Here is a 20,624-nt window from a genome sequence, read left to right on the forward strand (position 1 = left end):
TGATGGTGTTTTTGAGGTGCTCCAGTGGCTTCTGTTTCTATCAGCTGTCCCTCCTGTTCAGCTACTGACGGGGTGGTGCGTAACGGCAAAAGCACTGCCGGACATCAGCGCTATCTCTGCTCTCACTGCCGTAAAACATGGCAACTGCAGTTCACTTACACCGCTTCTCAACCCGGTACGCACCAGAAAATCATTGATATGGCCATGAATGGCGTTGGATGCCGGGCAACTGCACGCATTATGGGCGTTGGCCTCAACACGATTTTACGTCACTTAAAAAACTCAGGCCGCAGTCGGTAACCTCGCGCATACAGCCGGGCAGTGACGTCATCGTCTGCGCGGAAATGGACGAACAGTGGGGCTATGTCGGGGCTAAATCGCGCCAGCGCTCGCTGTTTTACGCGTATGACAGTCTCCGGAAGACGGTTGTTGCGCACGTATTCGGTGAACGCACTATGGCGACGCTGGGGCGTCTTATGAGCCTGCTGTCACCCTTTGACGTGGTGATATGGATGACGGATGGCTGGCCGCTGTATGAATCCCGCCTGAAGGGAAAGCTGCACGTAATCAGCAAGCGATATACGCAGCGAATTGAGCGGCATAACCTGAATCTGAGGCAGCACCTGGCACGGCTGGGACGGAAGTCGCTGTCGTTCTCAAAATCGGTGGAGCTGCATGACAAAGTCATCGGGCATTATCTGAACATAAAACACTATCAATAAGTTGGAGTCATTACCGAACAACTCGATACAGCACTGCGTAATCGCGTCGAAGGTCTACGCTTGGGCGGTTCAATGCTGATGCAGGGGCTGATTAGCGCCGAGCAGCTGGCACAGGCGCTGGCAGAGCAAAACGGCGTGGCGTGGGAATCCATCGATGCCTGGCAGATCCCTTCCTCGCTGATTGCCGAAATGCCGGCCTCCGTGGCGCTGCATTATGCGGTACTGCCGCTGCGTCTGGAAAATGATGAGTTAATTGTCGGCAGTGAAGATGGTATTGACCCGGTTTCGCTGGCGGCCCTGACGCGTAAAGTCGGACGCAAAGTGCGTTACTTCATTGTTCTGCGGGGACAAATTGTCACGGGGTTACGTCACTGGTATGCACGCCGACGCGGTCACGATCCGCGGGCAATGTTGTACAATGCGGTTCAGCATCAGTGGCTCACGGAACAGCAGGCCGGTGAAATCTGGCGGCAATATGTGCCGCATCAGTTCCTGTTCGCCGAAATACTGACCACGCTCGGTCATATTAATCGTTCAGCAATTAACGTGTTGTTATTGCGCCATGAACGCAGTTCTCTGCCGCTCGGCAAGTTTTTGGTCACCGAAGGCGTTATCAGCCAGGAAACGTTGGATCGCGTCCTGACAATTCAACGCGAATTACAAGTTTCGATGCAATCACTATTACTCAAAGCAGGTTTAAACACAGAACAGGTTGCGCAACTGGAGTCCGAAAATGAAGGAGAATAACCTTAATCGCGTCATCGGATGGTCTGGTTTACTGCTGACGTCTTTATTGAGTACCAGCGCACTCGCAGACAATATCGGCACCAGCGCAGAAGAGCTGGGGCTGAGCGATTATCGCCATTTTGTTATTTATCCCCGTCTCGATAAGGCGCTGAAGGCACAGAAAAATAACGACGAAGCAACCGCCATCCGCGAATTTGAATATATACACCAGCAGGTGCCGGATAATATTCCGCTGACTTTATACCTTGCGGAAGCCTATCGCCATTTTGGTCATGATGACCGGGCGCGGCTGTTGCTTGAGGATCAACTGAAACGTCACCCAGGAGATGCCCGACTTGAGCGCAGTCTGGCGGCTATTCCGGTTGAAGTGAAAAGCGTTACAACTGTTGAAGAACTGCTTGCCCAGCAAAAAGCGTGCGATGCTGCACCGACCCTGCGTTGTCGCAGTGAAGTCGGGCAGAATGCCCTGCGGCTTGCACAGTTACCTGTCGCCAGAGCGCAACTGAACGATGCGACGTTTGCTGCATCGCCGGAAGGAAAAACGCTGCGAACCGATCTGCTGCAACGGGCAATCTACCTGAAACAATGGTCCCAGGCAGATACGCTATACAATGAAGCACGCCAGCAGAACACATTAAGCGCGGCAGAACGCCGTCAGTGGTTTGACGTGCTTCTTGCCGGGCAGCTGGACGATCGGATCCTAGCACTGCAATCACAGGGGATCTTCACCGATCCTCAGTCATATATTACTTACGCGACCGCGCTGGCTTATCGTGGCGAAAAAGCACGCCTCCAGCATTATCTCAATGAAAATAAGCCGCTGTTTACCACGGACGCACAAGAGAAAAGTTGGCTCTATCTGTTATCTAAATACAGCGCCAACCCCGTTCAGGCATTGGCGAATTATACGGTGCAGTTTGCCGATAACCGCCAGTATGTTGTTGGCGCGACGCTACCGGTGCTGTTAAAAGAAGGTCAGTACGACGCAGCGCAAAAACTGCTCGCCACCCTCCCCGCCAATGAAATGCTTGAGGAGCGTTATGCTGTCAGCGTGGCGACCCGTAACAAGGCTGAATCTCTGCGTCTGGCACGATTGCTGTATCAGCAAGAACCGGCAAATCTTACCCGCCTGGATCAACTGACCTGGCAACTGATGCAGAACGAGCAGTCACGCGAAGCTGCCGATTTATTGCTGCAACGCTATCCTTTCCAGGGCGATGCGCGTGTCAGCCAGACTTTAATGGCGCGACTGGCGTCTCTGCTGGAAAGTCATCCTTACCTGGCAACGCCGGCGAAGGTGGCGATTTTATCGAAACCCTTACCGCTGGCGGAGCAACGTCAGTGGCAAAGTCAGTTGCCGGGTATTGCAGATAATTGCCCGGCAATAGTTCGCTTGCTGGGCGATATGTCGCCTTCCTACGATGCTGCCGCCTGGAACCGTCTGGCAAAGTGTTATCGGGACACGCTACCCGGTGTGGCGTTGTATGCATGGCTTCAGGCCGAACAACGACAACCGAGCGCCTGGCAACATCGTGCGGTAGCCTATCAGGCGTATCAGGTTGAGGACTACGCCACCGCACTGGCGGCCTGGCAGAAAATCAGTCTTCACGACATGAGCAATGAGGATCTGCTTGCTGCTGCCAATACCGCCCAGGCGGCAGGAAATGGTGCGGCTCGCGATCGCTGGCTACAACAGGCAGAACAACGTGGACTGGGAAGCAATGCCCTCTACTGGTGGCTGCATGCACAACGTTACATTCCTGGTCAGCCGGAACTCGCACTGAACGATCTCACGCGCTCAATCAATATTGCGCCTTCTGCCAACGCTTACGTTGCGCGGGCGACAATTTATCGCCAACGTCATAATGTCCCGGCCGCGGTGAGTGATTTGCGCGCCGCGCTGGAACTGGAACCGAATAATAGCAACATCCAGGCAGCGCTTGGTTACGCCTTGTGGGATAGCGGTGATATCGCACAGTCGCGGGAAATGCTCGAACAGGCGCATAAAAGGCTTCCGGACGATCCGGCACTGATCCGACAACTGGCCTACGTGAACCAGCGTCTGGATGACATGCCTGCGACGCAGCACTACGCCCGGCTGGTGATTGATGACATTGATAATCAGGCGCTGATAACCCCACTGACCCCAGAGCAAAATCAACAACGCTTCAATTTCCGCCGTTTGCATGAGGAGGTCGGTCGCCGCTGGACGTTCAGTTTCGATTCTTCTATCGGCTTGCGTTCCGGGGCAATGAGTACCGCTAACAATAATGTTGGCGGCGCAGCGCCAGGGAAAAGCTATCGTAGCTACGGGCAACTGGAAGCCGAGTACCGCATCGGACGCAATATGCTGCTGGAAGGCGACCTGCTCTCAGTTTATAGCCGCGTCTTTGCCGATACCGGAGAAAACGGGGTGATGATGCCGGTGAAAAATCCGATGTCCGGCACCGGTCTGCGCTGGAAGCCGCTGCGCGATCAGATCTTTTTCCTCGCCGTCGAACAGCAGTTGCCGCTGAACGGGCAAAATGGCGCATCCGATACCATGCTGCGCGCCAGCGCCTCATTCTTTAATGGCGGCAAATACAGCGACGAATGGCACCCGAACGGTTCAGGCTGGTTTGCCCAAAACCTGTACCTCGATGCGGCGCAATATATCCGCCAGGATATTCAGGCGTGGACGGCAGATTATCGCGTCAGCTGGCATCAGAAGGTAGCTAACGGACAGACTATTGAGCCTTACGCTCACGTTCAGGACAACGGCTATCGTGATAAAGGCACTCAGGGCGCGCAGCTTGGCGGAGTCGGGGTCCGCTGGAATATCTGGACCGGCGAGACGCACTACGACGCCTGGCCGCACAAAGTCAGTCTCGGCGTCGAGTATCAACATACCTTTAAGGCGATTAATCAACGTAACGGAGAGCGCAACAACGCGTTTCTCACCATTGGAGTGCACTGGTAAATGCGTAAGTTCATTTTCGTATTGCTGACACTGCTTTTGGTCAGCCCTTTTTCCTTTGCGATGAAAGGTATTATCTGGCAACCACAAAACCGAGATAGTCAGGTTACCGATACCCAGTGGCAGGGGCTGATGAGTCAGTTACGTTTGCAAGGCTTCGATACCCTGGTTTTGCAATGGACCCGTTACGGCGATGCATTTACCCAGCCAGAACAGCGCACGTTATTGTTTAAGCGTGCCGCAGCTGCGCAACAGGCTGGCCTGAAACTGATTGTCGGGCTGAACGCCGATCCGGAATTTTTTATGCACCAGAAACAGTCGTCCGCAGCGCTGGAAAGCTATCTTAATCGCCTGCTGGCTGCCGATCTCCAGCAAGCCAGATTATGGAGCGCCGCGCCTGGCATAACGCCGGATGGCTGGTACATCAGGGCGGAAATTGACGACCTGAACTGGCGCAGCGAAGCTGCCCGTCAGCCTTTGCTAACATGGTTAAACAACGCGCAGCGGCTGATTAGCGATGTTTCAGCAAAACCGGTTTATATCAGTAGTTTTTTCGCCGGAAACATGTCGCCAGATGGCTATCGCCAACTGCTGGAACAAGTTAAAGCAACCGGAGTTAATGTCTGGGTACAGGATGGCAGCGGCGTGGATAAACTTACCGCTGAACAGCGTGAACGTTATCTACAGGCCAGCGCCGATTGCCAAAGCTCCGCCCCAGCAAGCGGCATTGTTTATGAACTGTTTGTCGCCGGCAAAGGCAAAACCTTTACAGCGAAACCGAAACCGGATGCAGAGATCGCCTCGCTGTTAGCGAAACGTTCCTCTTGCGGTAAAGACACTCTCTATTTCTCTCTGCGCTATTTGCCCGTCGCGCACGGCATTCTCGAGTATTAAATCTCCTCCAGGTAAGTCGGGTACGACCTGGCTTACCTCTTTCGCTCTCGTCAGAATTCCATCAAGATTAATTGCTAAAAAGCGTGCTAAAGAAAGAAGATCGTTATCGGCGAACGGGCCGATCACTCATGCAGGAAGCATAGATCCTTTGAGCGGAGTTTCTGATATCTGAGGAGTGCGAAATGCAATTGAGCAGCAGTGAACCTTGCGTGGTGATCCTGACCGAAAAAGAGGTAGAGGTAAGCGTCAATAACCATGCTACGTTTACCCTTCCGAAAAACTACCTGGCCGCCTTCGCGTGCAACAATAACGTCATTGAACTCTCAACGTTAAATCACGTATTAATCACCCACATCAACCGTAACATCATCAACGATTATCTGTTGTTTTTAAATAAGAACTTAACCTGTGTAAAGCCCTGGTCGCGGCTGGCAACCCCGGTTATCGCTTGTCATAGCCGTACACCGGAAGTGTTCCGGCTAGCCGCCAACCACAGCAAGCAGCAACCCAGCAAACCCTGCGAAGCGGAGTTGACGCGCGCATTGCTTTTTACCGTATTGTCTAACTTTCTTGAGCAATCGCGGTTTATTGCCCTACTGATGTATATCTTACGCAGCAGCGTCCGCGACAGCGTCTGCCGCATTATTCAAAGCGATATTCAGCATTACTGGAATCTGCGAATTGTCGCCAGTTCGCTATGTTTAAGCCCCAGCCTGCTCAAAAAGAAATTAAAAAACGAAAATATCAGCTATAGCCAGATTGTCACAGAGTGTCGTATGCGTTACGCCGTACAGATGTTATTGATGGATAACAAAAATATCACTCAGGTGGCGCAATTATGTGGCTATAGCAGCACGTCGTACTTTATCTCTGTTTTTAAGGCGTTTTACGGCCTGACACCGTTGAATTATCTCGCCAAACAGCGACAAAAAGTGATGTGGTGAAGAGCAAAGCGGAACGGATAAGACGGGGTTAAATGAAGAAGAAATGGCGCGCCCTGCAGGATTCGAACCTGCGGCCCACGACTTAGAAGGTCGTTGCTCTATCCAACTGAGCTAAGGGCGCGTTGATACCGCAATGCGGTGTAATCGCGTGAATTATACGGTCAACCCTTGCTGAGTCAATGGCTTTTGATCTGGTTGCTGAACAAGTGAACGACCGCGTCTGATTTTCTGATTTATTACGCTATAGCGGCAAACAAATGCACACCGCTGCGCGTTTGAATCAAGAAAACCCGTATTTTCATGTATCAAAGTACAATTTACCGCCCTAACGGAAAATTGTCCGCTCCTATGAGACTGGTAACTATGAAACCAACGTCGGTGATCATTATGGATACTCATCCTATCATCAGAATGTCGGTGATGCTGCCAACTTACTGATTTAGTGTATGATGGTGTTTTTGAGGTGCTCCAGTGGCTTCTGTTTCTATCAGCTGTCCCTCCTGTTCAGCTACTGACGGGGTGGTGCGTAACGGCAAAAGCACTGCCGGACATCAGCGCTATCTCTGCTCTCACTGCCGTAAAACATGGCAACTGCAGTTCACTTACACCGCTTCTCAACCCGGTACGCACCAGAAAATCATTGATATGGCCATGAATGGCGTTGGATGCCGGGCAACTGCACGCATTATGGGCGTTGGCCTCAACACGATTTTACGTCACTTAAAAAACTCAGGCCGCAGTCGGTAACCTCGCGCATACAGCCGGGCAGTGACGTCATCGTCTGCGCGGAAATGGACGAACAGTGGGGCTATGTCGGGGCTAAATCGCGCCAGCGCTGGCTGTTTTACGCGTATGACAGTCTCCGGAAGACGGTTGTTGCGCACGTATTCGGTGAACGCACTATGGCGACGCTGGGGCGTCTTATGAGCCTGCTGTCACCCTTTGACGTGGTGATATGGATGACGGATGGCTGGCCGCTGTATGAATCCCGCCTGAAGGGAAAGCTGCACGTAATCAGCAAGCGATATACGCAGCGAATTGAGCGGCATAACCTGAATCTGAGGCAGCACCTGGCACGGCTGGGACGGAAGTCGCTGTCGTTCTCAAAATCGGTGGAGCTGCATGACAAAGTCATCGGGCATTATCTGAACATAAAACACTATCAATAAGTTGGAGTCATTACCCAGAATGTCTATTGAAGTTCTGTTGCAAAAAAACAGTGAATTGCAGATTGTCCTGAAAACGGATGATTACCGCATAACCATCGATTATCTCCGAACCCGTCCTGTTGATTTAATCATTATGGATATAGACTTGCCCGGAACAGACGGTTTTACCTTCCTGAAAAGGATCAAACAAATCCAGAGCACAGTGAAAGTGTTATTTTTATCATCGAAATCAGAATGCTTTTATGCTGGCAGAGCGATACAAGCTGGTGCTAACGGTTTTGTCAGTAAATGCAATGATCAGAATGATATTTTTCATCCCGTTCAGATGATCCTCTCCGGATACACGTTTTTTCCTAGCGAAACGCTCAACTATATAAAAAGCAATAAATGTAGTACGAATAGTTCAACGGTCACTGTGCTATCTAATCGTGAAGTGACCATATTACGTTATCTGGTTAGCGGATTATCTAATAAAGAAATTGCCGATAAGTTATTACTTAGCAATAAAACAGTTAGTGCGCATAAATCTAATATTTATGGCAAACTAGGTTTGCATTCAATTGTAGAGCTTATCGACTACGCCAAATTATACGAATTAATATAATATTAATTATAATTGATCATAAATATCGCATCCGCTTTCTCCACACCTGGCTGAACACCGCTGGCTAACGCTCGATAATTGGCAAAAAAGTTTAGTGTGACATTGCCATTTGCATCTACTTCCTCAGTCGGGCTCGCCTCCCCCAGTGCGAGCCGGGAGCGATCGCTATTACGTAATTCGATGGCGACGGTTTGTGCCATTGCGGGATCATCCAGAGCCAGCAGGTTGGTATCGGATGCCGGCGTTCCCGTAAATAAAATCGCAACTGAACCCGGAGGACATCCCTCCAGCCGCAGGCTAAAAGGGACGAGTGCCGTGGTATCGCCAGCGTTCAGTAATTGTGTCGTAGGCCATCTGCCTAAATCTACCGTCTTATCAATATCCGCAGTGTTTACGGTACAGGAGAAATCAACAACGTTACCGTGCAAATTGATATTAATCGTTCCCAAAGGGTCAGCTGCCCATCCACTGGAACTCCACAGTAACCCGCAGAAACAGCTAAAGAGTACTCTTCTCATTCTCCGTACCTCATTGATAATCGACGCGTAAATACCCCAGCGCGCTAAACGGCCCTTCGGTCGGTTTTTGACCGGTAATACTGATAGGCCAGGCGCGAAGTGTGACATTGGCTGCCGCAGCTGCATCCAGACGGAAAGGAATAACGCTATTGAGATCGTTAGGCGTGATCGGCGTATCGTTCTGATCGGCGACAATAAAACCTAAATCCTGATTGTCCGACACCATCGCCTGACCAGAAACGGCACTGGCTTCCAGACGCATTGTTAAATAAGCCTGCGCAGCAACATTCGTACATTTGATCGCAATGCTCTTGGTTTGCGGCATGACGCCAGCTGGTCGATTCCCCGGCCCTGCCGCACTAAATAACGATGCGCCGATATCACCAAAATCAAATTCAACAATCTGCCCGGCATTTAATTCGCAGTTTTGCGGCACTTCAACCCGGCCACCAAAACTAATGGTATAAACAGGTGTAACCAACGGATCGTAAGGCGTTGATGTCACATACACGGTAAACATCACCTGTCTGGGGATCTCCACCATGTTAATAAAGGGACGAATAACCTTTAAACGAAATATCAAACGAGAATCCATCACCCCGAACGGAAGGTTTTGCGAAACGTTAGGATCTGTTCCCATCCGAATATAATTTTGCGGGGGGAACTGAATATCCATCACACTATCAACCAGACTCATCGCACCTAATAGATAATCATTTAATTGCATATATTTATAATTATCGATAGTTTCCTGAACAATAAAGTTAGTGACATAACTACGGTATGTATAATTCACCAGCGTGCCGGGTGGACAAATTGCTGAGACACCTACCCAGCCGGATTTTTCCGGTAAAACAACAATCTGCCCTGGCTGGTTATTGGTGCTATTAAAGACATTTGAGAGATCATAGTGTTCATCTTCTGCTACGCCAGTACTATTTGCACAAACAGTAGCCCAGGATATGTTTGCCAGACACAAACATGCCATTGCCAATAATAATCTGCAGATTATCTTCATTGATAATTTCCTTTATGAGCCAGGATGTGTGCAAACTGCCGAAATAACAGTGACGGCTTGCTGTAAGCTTTGCTTTGGCAATACATAGTGCGCAATGCAGCGTGAGTTCGCGCCGTCTCCCCACTGAACCAGTAATTCACCAGACAATGGCGCACCACTTAAATAAACTTGCCCGTCATCACCCACCATACTGGTTATTCCGGTACTGTTTTCCCGTACCAGTGATCCAAACGGCACCGGTTTTCCGCCCTGGGTAACGGTAATGAGCGCCCGCACGCCTATGCGGGTATCAAAATTGGCACGAACCAACGCGCCTTGCGTCGGCACAACGCTGCTAATATTTTTTTCAACATCGATGGAATTCCCCATCGTATTGGTATCAAGCGCGATACGGTTATACCGATAAACCGTGGCATACGGCATCACCGCATAGCCGCGCCAGTCGGTTAAAATGCCAGTTTGATTTTCAATGCGTACACCGCCTGCGCCAGGCGCTTTAATCAAAACATTGGTATCCCCTAAAGGCTGGCTCAGTGTTATGCCATTTTCATGCCCGACCACACCGCCAGACAGCTGCCAGTTAACGTCATGTTGATCGCGGTCGTAGTTATACCCGACCCCCAGCGTACCGTAAGTGGCCTGCCAGTTTGCCGTGGCGCTGCCCGTGTACCCATTATTCGAGGTATCGCCCTGGCTTACGTGATAACTCAGGTTGTGGCCTTCCAGTAAGGTCCCACCAACGCCTGCCAGCCAGCTATTTTGCCCGTTGCTGTTACGGTTAGCGTTCAAGGAGGCATAAGCGCGGTCGAGCGCATTTTCCCGGGTGTAGCGACGTTTGGTCAAAACATTGAAAGGCACTGAAACATTAAGTCCGACAATATGTTCGTTATCGGGGATCCCTACAGATTCATTCCACGAAAATGAGAGTGAATAACTGATGCCAACCCAGCTGCTGGTATACCCCACCTGATACCAGGTATCTGAATCCGAAGTATTCCAGTATTTTTGATGGGTACCAGAGATATAAAGCGAGCCAAAGTCATTAAGTGATTGTGAAATATTTAACTGCAAACGGTCTTTGCGGCTAAAGCGTAAATTGTGGTAATTCACGATTATCGGTTCATCGCGATGCTCACCGTCGTAATCGTAATCATATTCGTACCCCTCCATTCGACGATACGCAACATCATCAAGGGTATAAAAACCTTGTGTCGAATAGCGGTAACCCATTAACTGAAAATTGGTGCCGAAGGTGTACATCGATTTCGCATAGAGGAAGCGAATGGAATCCCCCTCATGACGACTGTCGTCGGCTAACTGGCTGCGCGCATGGGTCACATCCAGCGACACTGCGCCCCAGTTCCCGAGGTTGCGCCCCAGCCCTAATAAAAAGGCGGTGTAATTGGCAGATAATTGCGTCCCGCCGTAGGCAGTAAATTCCTGTGGTAAACCACCGAGTGCCGTGCCCTGAAAAAAGAAAGGTGATGATTGCTGACTATTACCGCTACGAAAATCGCCCGCCGTCAGGTCAAATTTGAAACGCCCTTCGCGTTGTAAAATCGGCACTGTTGAATACGGAATTGTGTAATTCTGCCATCGCGCTCGTCGATGGTGACATCCAGATCGCCATTTGAAGATGTCGGGTGCAAATCAGTAATTTCAAAAGCACCGGGGGAAACATAGCTTTGATAGATAATAAAACCATTTTGCCGAATCGTTAGCTGGGCCGCCGTACGGGCAATCCCACGTACCGTTGGGGCAAACCCTTGCTGGCTATCTGGATACATATTATCGGAAGAATAAAGCCGTACACCACGAAGGTAATGACTCCAACTTATTGATAGTGTTTTATGTTCAGATAATGCCCGATGACTTTGTCATGCAGCTCCACCGATTTTGAGAACGACAGCGACTTCCGTCCCAGCCGTGCCAGGTGCTGCCTCAGATTCAGGTTATGCCGCTCAATTCGCTGCGTATATCGCTTGCTGATTACGTGCAGCTTTCCCTTCAGGCGGGATTCATACAGCGGCCAGCCATCCGTCATCCATATCACCACGTCAAAGGGTGACAGCAGGCTCATAAGACGCCCCAGCGTCGCCATAGTGCGTTCACCGAATACGTGCGCAACAACCGTCTTCCGGAGACTGTCATACGCGTAAAACAGCGAGCGCTGGCGCGATTTAGCCCCGACATAGCCCCACTGTTCGTCCATTTCCGCGCAGACGATGACGTCACTGCCCGGCTGTATGCGCGAGGTTACCGACTGCGGCCTGAGTTTTTTAAGTGACGTAAAATCGTGTTGAGGCCAACGCCCATAATGCGTGCAGTTGCCCGGCATCCAACGCCATTCATGGCCATATCAATGATTTTCTGGTGCGTACCGGGTTGAGAAGCGGTGTAAGTGAACTGCAGTTGCCATGTTTTACGGCAGTGAGAGCAGAGATAGCGCTGATGTCCGGCAGTGCTTTTGCCGTTACGCACCACCCCGTCAGTAGCTGAACAGGAGGGACAGCTGATAGAAACAGAAGCCACTGGAGCACCTCAAAAACACCATCATACACTAAATCAGTAAGTTGGCAGCATCACCGAACAGGCGAAAGCCTTAATGGCGCAATATCGGGTACCGGTAGTCGTGGAAGTTATTCTTGAGCGTGTGACCAATATTTCGATGGGCAGCGAACTGGATAACGTCATGGAATTTGAAGATATCGCCGATAACGCAGTGGACGCACCGACTGAAACCTGCTTCATGCACTATGAATAAGGGAGATAAATAATGTTACGTTTCTCTGCTAATTTATCGATGTTATTTGGTGAATATGATTTTCTCGCCCGTTTTGAGAAAGCTGCGCAGTGTGGTTTTCGCGGCGTTGAATTTATGTTTCCTTATGACTACGACATTGAAGAATTAAAACAGGTGCTGGCGAGTAATAAACTCGAACATACGCTGCACAATCTACCGGCGGGTGACTGGGCGGCGGGGGAGCGCGGTATTGCCTGTATTCCTGGCCGTGAAGAAGAGTTTCGGGATGGCGTAGCAGCAGCGATTCGTTATGCCCGTGCGCTGGGGAATAAAAAAATTAACTGTCTGGTCGGTAAAACGCCGGCTGGTTTCAGCAGTGAACAGATTCACGCAACGCTTGTAGAAAACCTGCGTTATGCCGCGAATATGCTGATGAAAGAAGATATTTTATTACTGATTGAACCTATTAACCATTTTGATATTCCTGGTTTCCATCTCACCGGAACTCGGCAGGCGCTGAAATTGATTGATGATGTTGGTTGCTGCAATTTGAAAATTCAGTATGACATTTATCACATGCAGCGGATGGAAGGTGAATTAACCAACACCATGACTCAGTGGGCCGATAAAATTGGTCACCTGCAAATTGCTGATAATCCGCATCGCGGCGAACCGGGGACCGGAGAAATTAATTATGATTATCTCTTTAAGGTAATCGAAAATTCTGACTACAACGGTTGGGTTGGGTGTGAATATAAACCCCAAACCACCACGGAAGCCGGTTTACGCTGGATGGATCCGTACTTTCTGAACCGGGTCGTAGCCACTGGGAAGGTTATGAAACCGGTACTCGCGCAGCGGCAAAAGGTGGTATCACCACCATGATCGAAATGCCGCTCAACCAGCTGCCTGCAACGGTTGACCGCGCTTCAATTGAACTGAAGTTCGATGCCGCTAAAGGCAAGCTGACTATCGATGCGGCACAACTCGGTGGCCTGGTGTCTTACAACATCGACCGTCTGCATGAGCTGGATGAAGTGGGCGTTGTCGGCTTCAAATGCTTCGTTGCGACCTGTGGCGATCGCGGTATCGACAACGACTTCCGTGATGTAAACGACTGGCAGTTCTTCAAAGGTGCGCAGAAGCTGGGCGAACTGGGGCAGCCGGTGTTGGTGCACTGCGAAAACGCGCTGATCTGTGACGCACTGGGCGAAGAAGCGAAACGTGAAGGTCGCGTAACTGCCCATGACTATGTGGCTTCGCGTCCGGTATTTACCGAAGTGGAAGCGATTCGCCGCGTGCTGTATCTGGCGAAAGTTGCCGGTTGCCGTCTGCACGTTTGCCATATCAGCAGCCCGGAAAGTGTTGAAGAAGTGACTCGTGCACGTCAGGAAGGTCAGGATGTTACCTGTGAATCCTGCCCGCATTACTTTGTACTGGATACCGATCAGTTCGAAGAAATCGGTACTCTGGCGAAGTGTTCACCGCCGATCCGCGATCTGGAAAACCAGAAAGGCATGTGGGAAAAACTGTTTAACGGTGAAATCGACTGCCTGGTTTCCGACCACTCACCATGCCCTCCGGAAATGAAAGCCGGCAACATCATGGAAGCATGGGGCGGTATTGCCGGTCTGCAAAACTGTATGGACGTGATGTTCGATGAAGCGGTACAGAAACGCGGAATGTCTCTGCCAATGTTCGGCAAATTAATGGCGACTAACGCAGCAGATATTTTCGGTCTGCAGCAAAAAGGCCGTATCGCCCCAGGAAAAGATGCCGACTTCGTCTTCATTCAGCCGAATAGCAGCTATGTTCTTACCAATGACGATCTGGAATATCGCCACAAAGTCAGCCCGTATGTTGGCCGTACCATTGGCGCGCGTATCACGAAAACCATCTTACGTGGTGATGTGATTTACGACATTGAACAGGGCTTCCCTGTTGCGCCGAAAGGTCAATTTATCCTTAAACATCAGCAGTAATCTGGCCCCTGCAATGCCCGTCCTTGCGGCGGGCATTCTCCGGTTAAGGTGTGTTTATGTTCAATTTTGCAGTCAGCCGCGAAAGCCTGTTATCAGGATTTCAGTGGTTTTTCTTTATTTTTTGCAACACGGTTGTGGTTCCTCCTACGCTACTTTCTGCTTTTCAGTTGCCGCAAAGTAGCCTGCTTACGCTCACGCAATATGCTTTTCTTGCTACCGCACTGGCCTGCTTCGCTCAGGCGTTCTGCGGTCATCGTCGCGCTATTATGGAAGGGCCGGGTGGCCTGTGGTGGGGAACCATCCTTACTATCACCCTTGGCGAAGCATCGCGCGGGACACCGATCAACGATATCGCTACCAGTCTGGCGGTGGGGATTGCACTCTCCGGCGTGCTGACGATGTTGATTGGTTTTAGCGGATTAGGCCATCGCCTGGCACGGTTATTTACGCCGTCGGTGATGGTCTTGTTTATGTTGATGCTGGGCGCACAGCTGACCACTATCTTTTTCAAAGGTATGCTCGGGCTGCCGTTTGGCATAGCCGACCCATATTTTAAAATTCAGTTACCACCGTTCGCGCTCTCGGTGGCGGTGATGTGCCTGGTACTGGCGATGATTATCTTTCTGCCGCAACGTTTTGCCCGTTATGGCCTGCTGGTCGGCACCATAACCGGCTGGTTGTTGTGGTACTTTTGCTTTCCTTCTTCGCATTCGCTCTCCGGTGAGTTGCACTGGCAGTGGTTCCCGCTCGGCAGTGGCGGTGCTTTGTCGCCGGGAATTATTCTGACGGCGGTGATTACAGGTCTGGTAAATATCAGCAATACCTACGGTGCGATTCGGGGCACGGATGTTTTTTATCCGCAGCAGGGCGCGGGGAATACGCGTTATCGTCGCAGCTTTGTGGCGACCGGATTTATGGGTGATGCTGCCAACTTACTGATTTAGTGTATGATGGTGTTTTTGAGGTGCTCCAGTGGCTTCTGTTTCTATCAGCTGTCCCTCCTGTTCAGCTACTGACGGGGTGGTGCGTAACGGCAAAAGCACTGCCGGACATCAGCGCTATCTCTGCTCTCACTGCCGTAAAACATGGCAACTGCAGTTCACTTACACCGCTTCTCAACCCGGTACGCACCAGAAAATCATTGATATGGCCATGAATGGCGTTGGATGCCGGGCAACTGCACGCATTATGGGCGTTGGCCTCAACACGATTTTACGTCACTTAAAAAACTCAGGCCGCAGTCGGTAACCTCGCGCATACAGCCGGGCAGTGACGTCATCGTCTGCGCGGAAATGGACGAACAGTGGGGCTATGTCGGGGCTAAATCGCGCCAGCGCTGGCTGTTTTACGCGTATGACAGTCTCCGGAAGACGGTTGTTGCGCACGTATTCGGTGAATGCACTATGGCGACGCTGGGGCGTCTTATGAGCCTGCTGTCACCCTTTGACGTGGTGATATGGATGACGGATGGCTGGCCGCTGTATGAATCCCGCCTGAAGGGAAAGCTGCACGTAATCAGCAAGCGATATACGCAGCGAATTGAGCGGCATAACCTGAATCTGAGGCAGCACCTGGCACGGCTGGGACGGAAGTCGCTGTCGTTCTCAAAATCGGTGGAGCTGCATGACAAAGTCATCGGGCATTATCTGAACATAAAACACTATCAATAAGTTGGAGTCATTACCTGGCTCGTTTATTAGAACGTTTGCAATAAGGGGTTCCCATGTTTACATCAGTGGCGCAAGCCAATGCTGCGGTTATCGAACAAATTCGTCGCGCTCGTCCACACTGGCTGGATGTGCAACCGGCTTCTTCACTTATCAGCGAACTAAACGAGGGCAAAACACTGCTTCACGCCGGGCCGCCAATGCGCTGGCAGGAGATGACCGGACCCATGAAAGGGGCGTGCGTGGGCGCATGTCTGTTCGAAGGCTGGGCGAAAGATGAAGCGCAGGCGCTGGCAATACTGGAGCAGGGGGAAGTGAACTTCATTCCTTGTCACCATGTGAATGCCGTCGGTCCAATGGGCGGTATTACTTCTGCCAGTATGCCGATGCTGGTGGTCGAGAACGTGACCGACGGCAACCGGGCGTACTGCAACCTCAACGAAGGTATCGGCAAAGTGATGCGTTTTGGCGCTTACGGCGAAGATGTCCTGACTCGCCATCGCTGGATGCGCGATGTGTTAATGCCAGTATTAAGCGCGGCGCTGGGGCGCATGGAGCGCGGTATCGATCTCACGGCGATGATGGCGCAGGGCATTACGATGGGCGATGAGTTCCATCAACGCAATATTGCTTCCTCTGCACTGTTAATGCGTGCGCTGGCCCCACAAATTGCTCGCCTCGATCATGATAAACAGCACATCGCCGAAGTGATGGATTTCCTCAGCGTGACCGATCAGTTCTTCCTCAACCTCGCGATGGCTTACTGCAAGGCGGCGATGGATGCTGGCGCGATGATCCGCGCAGGCAGCATCGTCACGGCAATGACCCGCAACGGCAATATGTTCGGGATTCGGGTAAGCGGGCTGGGCGAACGCTGGTTTACTGCGCCTGTAAACACTCCGCAAGGTCTGTTTTTCACCGGCTTCTCGCAGGAGCAGGCGAACCCGGATATGGGCGATAGCGCGATTACCGAAACCTTTGGTATCGGAGGTGCGGCAATGATCGCAGCGCCTGGCGTAACGCGCTTTGTCGGTGCGGGTGGCATGGAAGCGGCCAGAGCGGTATCTGAAGAGATGGCGGAAATTTACCTTGAGCGCAATATGCAGTTGCAGATCCCAGGCTGGGATTTTCAGGGCGCGTGCCTGGGACTGGACATTCGTCGCGTGGTAGAAACCGACATTACGCCACTCATCAATACCGGTATCGCCCATAAAGAGGCGGGGATCGGGCAGATTGGCGCAGGCACTGTGCGGGCACCGCTGGCGTGTTTTGAACAGGCGCTGGAAGCACTGGCTGAAAGCATGGGGATTGGTTGAGGAACGCGCAATGACGATCATCCATCCTCTGCTTGCCAGCCGTAGTGCACCGAATTATCGCCAGTCCTGGCGGTTAGCGGGAGTGTGGCGACGGGCGATTAACCTGATGACGGAAAGCGGCGAACTGTTAACGCTGCATCGTCAGGGTAGTGGTTTCGGCCCCGGAGGATGGGTGCTTCGCCGCGCGCAATTCGATGCGTTATGCGGTGGATTATGCGGCAATGAACGACCACAGGTTGTGGCTCAAGGGATTCGCCTCGGGCGTTTCACGGTTAAACAGCCACAGCGTTATTGTTTGCTGCGTATTACGCCGCCTGCGCATCCTCAACCGCTTGCAGCTGCATGGATGCAACGCGCGGAGGAAACCGGGCTTTTCGGGCCACTGGCGTTGGCGGCAGGCGATCCGCTGCCTGCTGAGTTACGCCAGTTTTTTGCCTATTCCGACAATCTTCAACTCGTTACCACAGCGGTGAGCGTCAGTTATTTACGTTATGCCGCGCAAGGATATTTCGCCTCGCCACTCCTGCACTTTGTCCATGCTCTGAGTTGCCCGAAACGTACCGCTGTTGCGATTGATTCGCTGCTGGCGCTGGGGCATACGTCAGGGGCAGATACGCTGCTGGGGTTCTGGCTTGGCCAACAATTATTACAAGGAAAACCATGAAAACACTGGTTGTAGCTCTTGGGGGCAACGCCTTACTCCAGCGCGGTGAGGCGCTGACGGCGGAAAATCAATATCGCAATATCGCCAGTGCTGTACCCGCGCTGGCACGCCTGGCCCGTTCTTATCGGCTGGCGATTGTTCACGGCAACGGGCCGCAGGTGGGGCTGCTGGCGTTACAGAATCTGGCGTGGAAAGAGGTAGAACCGTATCCGCTGGATGTGCTGGTGGCGGAAAGCCAGGGGATGATTGGCTATATGCTGGCGCAGAGCTTGAGCGCACAGCCGCAGATGCCGCCTGTTACGACGGTGCTGACGCGCATTGAGGTTTCGCCTGATGATCCGGCGTTTTTGCAGCCAGAGAAATTTATTGGTCCGGTTTATCAGCCAGAAGAACAAGAGGCACTGGAAGCGGCTTACGGCTGGCAGATGAAACGTGATGGTAAATATTTGCGCCGGGTGGTGGCGTCTCCGCAACCGCGTAAAATTCTCGACAGCGAAGCCATCGAGTTGTTGCTCAAAGAGGGGCATGTGGTGATTTGCAGTGGCGGCGGAGGTGTGCCTGTGACGGAAGATGGGGCAGGGAGTGAAGCAGTGATTGATAAAGATCTCGCCGCTGCGTTGCTCGCCGAGCAGATTAATGCCGATGGACTGGTGATCCTCACCGATGCTGATGCGGTATATGAAAACTGGGGAACGCCGCAGCAACGTGCCATTCGCCATGCCACACCGGATGAGTTAGCGCCATTTGCCAAAGCCGATGGTTCGATGGGGCCGAAGGTAACGGCGGTGAGTGGTTATGTCAGAAGCCGTGGTAAACCCGCGTGGATTGGGGCGTTATCGCGAATTGAAGAGACGCTGGCGGGCGAAGCGGGGACCTGTATTTCGCTGTAGTGATGAGAGCATCCGGCAATCGGTGCACCATGCCTGATGCGACGCTTGACGCGTCTTATCAGGCCTACAATGGGTACCGGAGCGGTAAGCCGGATAAGGCGTTTACGCCGCATCCGGCAATCAAATGAGCACCTGCTTAACTGAACTTACTCTGCGCCCAAATCACGCCGCTGGCATACTCTGGCGGCAGCAGCGGGATTAAGGCTTCCAGCGTCGCAGTCAGACGCGATGTGTCGCTGTCGGTCAAATTCAGATGCCCCACTTTACGCCCCGGACGGACTTCTTTGTCGTACCAGTGCAGATGCACCAGCGGCAATTTCAGCCAGTCATAATTCACATCGCTACCAATCAGATTGATCATCACCGACGGATTATTCACTACTGGTTGCGGTAACGGCAGATCGGTAATCGCCCGCAGATGCAGCTCAAACTGGCTGATGCTGGCACCATTTTGTGTCCAGTGACCGCTGTTATGCACACGCGGAGCCAGTTCGTTGATCAGCAGACCTTGCGGGGTGACAAAACACTCCATCGCCATCACGCCCACATAGCCCAGCTCCTGCATAATCGCCGACAGCATCTCTTCGGCTTGCGCCTGCTGCTGTGCGTTGGCCTGCGGAAAAGCGACGCTGGTGCGCAAAATACCGTCCTGATGCAGGTTATGCGTCAGCGTATAAAACACGGTGCTGCCATCAAAGCCGCGCGCGCCAACCAGCGACACTTCACCAGAGAAGTTAATGCCCTGCTCGACAATACATTCGCCGTAACACTCTGCCGGTAACTGTTCGGTTTCATTGGCGCGTAAACGCCATTGACCGCGACCGTCATAGCCACCAGTGCGACGCTTAACAATCGCCAGTTCACCTAAACGATCAAACACCGCAGGCCACTCGCTGCGATCGGCAAGTAACTGCCACGGCGCGGTCGGCAGGTGGAGCTTATCGAAAAGCTGCTTCTGAGTCAGACGGTCAGCAATAATCGGGAACACATCGCGGTTCACAAAGGCCGGATGGCGCGCCAGCTCGCGGGTTAATGCGGTTTCCGGCCAGCGTTCGATCTCAGCGGTAATCACGCTTTGTTGAAAAGGCACCGCCGCCGGTTCAGCGTCCAGCCCGACTGGCCAGACAGCAATGCCTAACGGTTCGCCTGCCTGACGCAGCATACGGCCTAACTGCCCGTTACCGAGGACGCAAACCTGTTTCATGCCGTACCTCGCGGGTCCGGGTTTTCCAGCACTTCATCAGTTTGTGCTTTGCGCCAGTCATTCAGACGCTGGTGTAGCTCTTTATCGTGAGTCGCGAGAATTTGTGCTGCCAGTAATGCCGCGTTTGCCGCGCCAGCTTTACCAATCGCCAGCGTACCCACCGGAATGCCGCGCGGCATTTGTACGATGGAGTAGAGGCTATCGACACCGCTCAGTGCGGCGCTCTGTACTGGCACGCCCAGCACCGGCACCAGCGTTTTGGCGGCAATCATGCCTGGCAGGTGCGCTGCGCCACCTGCGCCCGCAATAATCACCTGATAACCGTTCTCTTCGGCGCTTTCGGCGAAGCTGAACAGTTTATCGGGGGTGCGGTGAGCAGAAACCACTTCAACGTGGTGCGGGACATTCAGGATTTCGAAGATTTCGGCGGCGAACTGCATGGTAGCCCAGTCGCTTTTGGACCCCATCACGATGGCGACACGCGCCGGATTATTGCGGGAAGACATGCGTCTTAAAACTCCTGTGGTGCACAACTCTCGGCTTTAGAGGGCACAGAGAATAGCACGGAAAGAGAGCAAGGAAAACG

General features: G+C 52.2%; 15 protein-coding genes, 1 tRNA gene and 6 pseudogenes. 15 read left to right on the plus strand and 7 right to left on the minus strand.

Annotation, left to right across the window (positions count from 1 at the left end; all coding sequences use genetic code 11):
- Window positions 1–24: 24 nt before the first annotated feature.
- The 5 genes and pseudogenes from C1P89_RS13020 (at window position 25) to envY (ending at window position 6,263) form a co-directional block, all read left to right on the plus strand.
- Window positions 25–722, plus strand: a protein-coding gene (locus C1P89_RS13020) for an IS1-like element IS1A family transposase (RefSeq protein ID WP_237158186.1) whose coding sequence is annotated in 2 segments (ribosomal slippage) — window positions 25–274 and window positions 274–722 — 699 coding nt in all. Because the reading frame shifts where the segments join, the coding sequence is not laid out codon by codon here.
- Window positions 723–728: 6 nt separating this feature from the next.
- A pseudogene (locus C1P89_RS13025) lies at window positions 729–1,469 on the plus strand (GspE/PulE/PilB domain-containing protein); the annotation flags it as partial.
- Entirely contained in the window at window positions 1,456–4,428 is a 2,973-nt protein-coding gene (nfrA, locus tag C1P89_RS13030; protein WP_000662370.1) for a bacteriophage adsorption protein NfrA, read from the plus strand. The pseudogene C1P89_RS13025 and the gene nfrA, both read left to right, overlap by 14 nt.
- Window positions 4,429–5,319, plus strand: a complete 891-nt coding sequence (locus tag C1P89_RS13035) for a DUF4434 family protein (protein WP_001224601.1) — start codon at window positions 4,429–4,431, stop codon at window positions 5,317–5,319.
- A 182-nt stretch (window positions 5,320–5,501) separates the two neighbouring features.
- Window positions 5,502–6,263 (plus strand): DNA-binding transcriptional regulator EnvY, encoded by a 762-nt coding sequence (gene envY, locus C1P89_RS13040; protein ID WP_001177463.1) that lies wholly within the window; start codon window positions 5,502–5,504, stop codon window positions 6,261–6,263.
- Between the two features lie 44 nt (window positions 6,264–6,307).
- On the opposite strand, the gene C1P89_RS13045 is transcribed toward envY, so the two are convergent.
- Window positions 6,308–6,384, minus strand: a tRNA-Arg gene (locus C1P89_RS13045).
- A 350-nt stretch (window positions 6,385–6,734) separates the two neighbouring features.
- Between C1P89_RS13045 and C1P89_RS13050 the strand changes: the two genes are divergently transcribed.
- Both C1P89_RS13050 and fimZ read left to right on the plus strand, forming a co-directional pair.
- Window positions 6,735–7,432, plus strand: a protein-coding gene (locus C1P89_RS13050) for an IS1-like element IS1A family transposase (RefSeq protein WP_094096600.1) whose coding sequence is annotated in 2 segments (ribosomal slippage) — window positions 6,735–6,984 and window positions 6,984–7,432 — 699 coding nt in all. Because the reading frame shifts where the segments join, the coding sequence is not laid out codon by codon here.
- A gap of 19 nt (window positions 7,433–7,451) precedes the next feature.
- Entirely contained in the window at window positions 7,452–8,036 is a 585-nt protein-coding gene (fimZ, locus tag C1P89_RS13055; protein WP_005141110.1) for a fimbria biosynthesis transcriptional regulator FimZ, read from the plus strand.
- A gap of 2 nt (window positions 8,037–8,038) precedes the next feature.
- On the opposite strand, the gene sfmF is transcribed toward fimZ, so the two are convergent.
- The 4 genes and pseudogenes from sfmF to C1P89_RS13075 form a co-directional block, all read right to left on the minus strand.
- Entirely contained in the window at window positions 8,039–8,554 is a 516-nt protein-coding gene (gene sfmF / locus C1P89_RS13060; protein WP_011310155.1) for a fimbria assembly protein, read from the minus strand.
- Window positions 8,555–8,564: 10 nt separating this feature from the next.
- Window positions 8,565–9,572: a type 1 fimbria D-mannose specific adhesin FimH gene (gene fimH / locus C1P89_RS13065; RefSeq protein WP_000691067.1), complete on the minus strand. Its 1,008-nt coding sequence runs from the start codon at window positions 9,570–9,572 to the stop codon at window positions 8,565–8,567.
- Window positions 9,573–9,584: 12 nt separating this feature from the next.
- Window positions 9,585–11,359, minus strand: a pseudogene (gene fimD, locus C1P89_RS13070) (outer membrane usher protein FimD).
- 47 nt (window positions 11,360–11,406) lie between these two features.
- Window positions 11,407–12,104 (minus strand): IS1-like element IS1A family transposase gene (locus tag C1P89_RS13075; RefSeq protein WP_237158186.1). Its coding sequence is split into 2 segments (ribosomal slippage): window positions 11,407–11,855 and window positions 11,855–12,104, totalling 699 coding nucleotides; the frame shifts between segments, so codons are not numbered across the junction.
- Between the two features lie 55 nt (window positions 12,105–12,159).
- Between C1P89_RS13075 and C1P89_RS13080 the strand changes: the two are divergent.
- The 8 genes and pseudogenes from C1P89_RS13080 to C1P89_RS13115 form a co-directional block, all read left to right on the plus strand.
- A pseudogene (locus tag C1P89_RS13080) lies at window positions 12,160–12,336 on the plus strand (hypothetical protein); the annotation flags it as partial.
- Between the two features lie 12 nt (window positions 12,337–12,348).
- A pseudogene (gene hyi / locus C1P89_RS13085) lies at window positions 12,349–13,119 on the plus strand (hydroxypyruvate isomerase); the annotation flags it as partial.
- Window positions 13,119–14,297, plus strand: a pseudogene (allB, locus tag C1P89_RS13090) (allantoinase AllB); the annotation flags it as partial. The pseudogenes hyi and allB, both read left to right, overlap by 1 nt.
- Window positions 14,298–14,353: 56 nt before the next feature.
- Window positions 14,354–15,214: pseudogene (locus tag C1P89_RS13095) on the plus strand (uracil/xanthine transporter); the annotation flags it as partial.
- A 55-nt stretch (window positions 15,215–15,269) separates the two neighbouring features.
- Window positions 15,270–15,967, plus strand: a protein-coding gene (locus C1P89_RS13100; RefSeq protein WP_237158191.1) for an IS1-like element IS1A family transposase whose coding sequence is annotated in 2 segments (ribosomal slippage) — window positions 15,270–15,519 and window positions 15,519–15,967 — 699 coding nt in all. Because the reading frame shifts where the segments join, the coding sequence is not laid out codon by codon here.
- 53 nt (window positions 15,968–16,020) lie between these two features.
- Window positions 16,021–17,280 carry a YlbE family protein gene (locus tag C1P89_RS13105; RefSeq protein ID WP_000495364.1) on the plus strand — a complete coding sequence of 420 codons (1,260 nt, stop codon included), beginning with the start codon at window positions 16,021–16,023 and terminating at the stop codon, window positions 17,278–17,280.
- 10 nt (window positions 17,281–17,290) lie between these two features.
- On the plus strand, window positions 17,291–17,944 hold the full coding sequence (locus C1P89_RS13110; RefSeq protein ID WP_000152509.1) for an oxamate carbamoyltransferase subunit AllH family protein: 654 nt from the start codon (window positions 17,291–17,293) through the stop codon (window positions 17,942–17,944).
- A complete protein-coding gene (locus tag C1P89_RS13115; RefSeq protein ID WP_000855388.1) occupies window positions 17,941–18,834 on the plus strand; it encodes a carbamate kinase in 894 nt (297 codons plus the stop codon). Before C1P89_RS13110 ends, C1P89_RS13115 begins: the two co-directional genes overlap by 4 nt.
- Window positions 18,835–18,970: 136 nt before the next feature.
- On the opposite strand, the gene purK is transcribed toward C1P89_RS13115, so the two are convergent.
- Together purK and purE are read right to left on the minus strand one after the other, a co-directional pair.
- Window positions 18,971–20,038 carry a 5-(carboxyamino)imidazole ribonucleotide synthase gene (purK, locus tag C1P89_RS13120; RefSeq protein ID WP_000815542.1) on the minus strand — a complete coding sequence of 356 codons (1,068 nt, stop codon included), beginning with the start codon at window positions 20,036–20,038 and terminating at the stop codon, window positions 18,971–18,973.
- On the minus strand, window positions 20,035–20,544 hold the full coding sequence (purE, locus tag C1P89_RS13125; protein ID WP_001377893.1) for a 5-(carboxyamino)imidazole ribonucleotide mutase: 510 nt from the start codon (window positions 20,542–20,544) through the stop codon (window positions 20,035–20,037). Before purE ends, purK begins: the two co-directional genes overlap by 4 nt.
- Window positions 20,545–20,624 lie beyond the last annotated feature (80 nt).

Source organism: Shigella sonnei, assembly GCF_002950395.1.
Classification (GTDB): domain Bacteria; phylum Pseudomonadota; class Gammaproteobacteria; order Enterobacterales; family Enterobacteriaceae; genus ECMA0423.

What these genes read in the sequence shown, in the direction of transcription:
- fimZ (WP_005141110.1), top strand. Translation starts at nt 7,452, where the DNA reads ATGTCTATTGAAGTTCTGTTGCAAAAAAACAGTGAATTGCAGATTGTC.
- C1P89_RS13115 (WP_000855388.1), top strand. Translation starts at nt 17,941, where the DNA reads ATGAAAACACTGGTTGTAGCTCTTGGGGGCAACGCCTTACTCCAGCGC.
- envY (WP_001177463.1), top strand. Translation starts at nt 5,502, where the DNA reads ATGCAATTGAGCAGCAGTGAACCTTGCGTGGTGATCCTGACCGAAAAA.
- C1P89_RS13035 (WP_001224601.1), top strand. Translation starts at nt 4,429, where the DNA reads ATGCGTAAGTTCATTTTCGTATTGCTGACACTGCTTTTGGTCAGCCCT.
- purK (WP_000815542.1), bottom strand. Translation starts at nt 20,038, where the DNA reads ATGAAACAGGTTTGCGTCCTCGGTAACGGGCAGTTAGGCCGTATGCTG.
- purE (WP_001377893.1), bottom strand. Translation starts at nt 20,544, where the DNA reads ATGTCTTCCCGCAATAATCCGGCGCGTGTCGCCATCGTGATGGGGTCC.
- sfmF (WP_011310155.1), bottom strand. Translation starts at nt 8,554, where the DNA reads ATGAGAAGAGTACTCTTTAGCTGTTTCTGCGGGTTACTGTGGAGTTCC.
- C1P89_RS13110 (WP_000152509.1), top strand. Translation starts at nt 17,291, where the DNA reads ATGACGATCATCCATCCTCTGCTTGCCAGCCGTAGTGCACCGAATTAT.
- nfrA (WP_000662370.1), top strand. Translation starts at nt 1,456, where the DNA reads ATGAAGGAGAATAACCTTAATCGCGTCATCGGATGGTCTGGTTTACTG.
- C1P89_RS13105 (WP_000495364.1), top strand. Translation starts at nt 16,021, where the DNA reads ATGTTTACATCAGTGGCGCAAGCCAATGCTGCGGTTATCGAACAAATT.
- fimH (WP_000691067.1), bottom strand. Translation starts at nt 9,572, where the DNA reads ATGAAGATAATCTGCAGATTATTATTGGCAATGGCATGTTTGTGTCTG.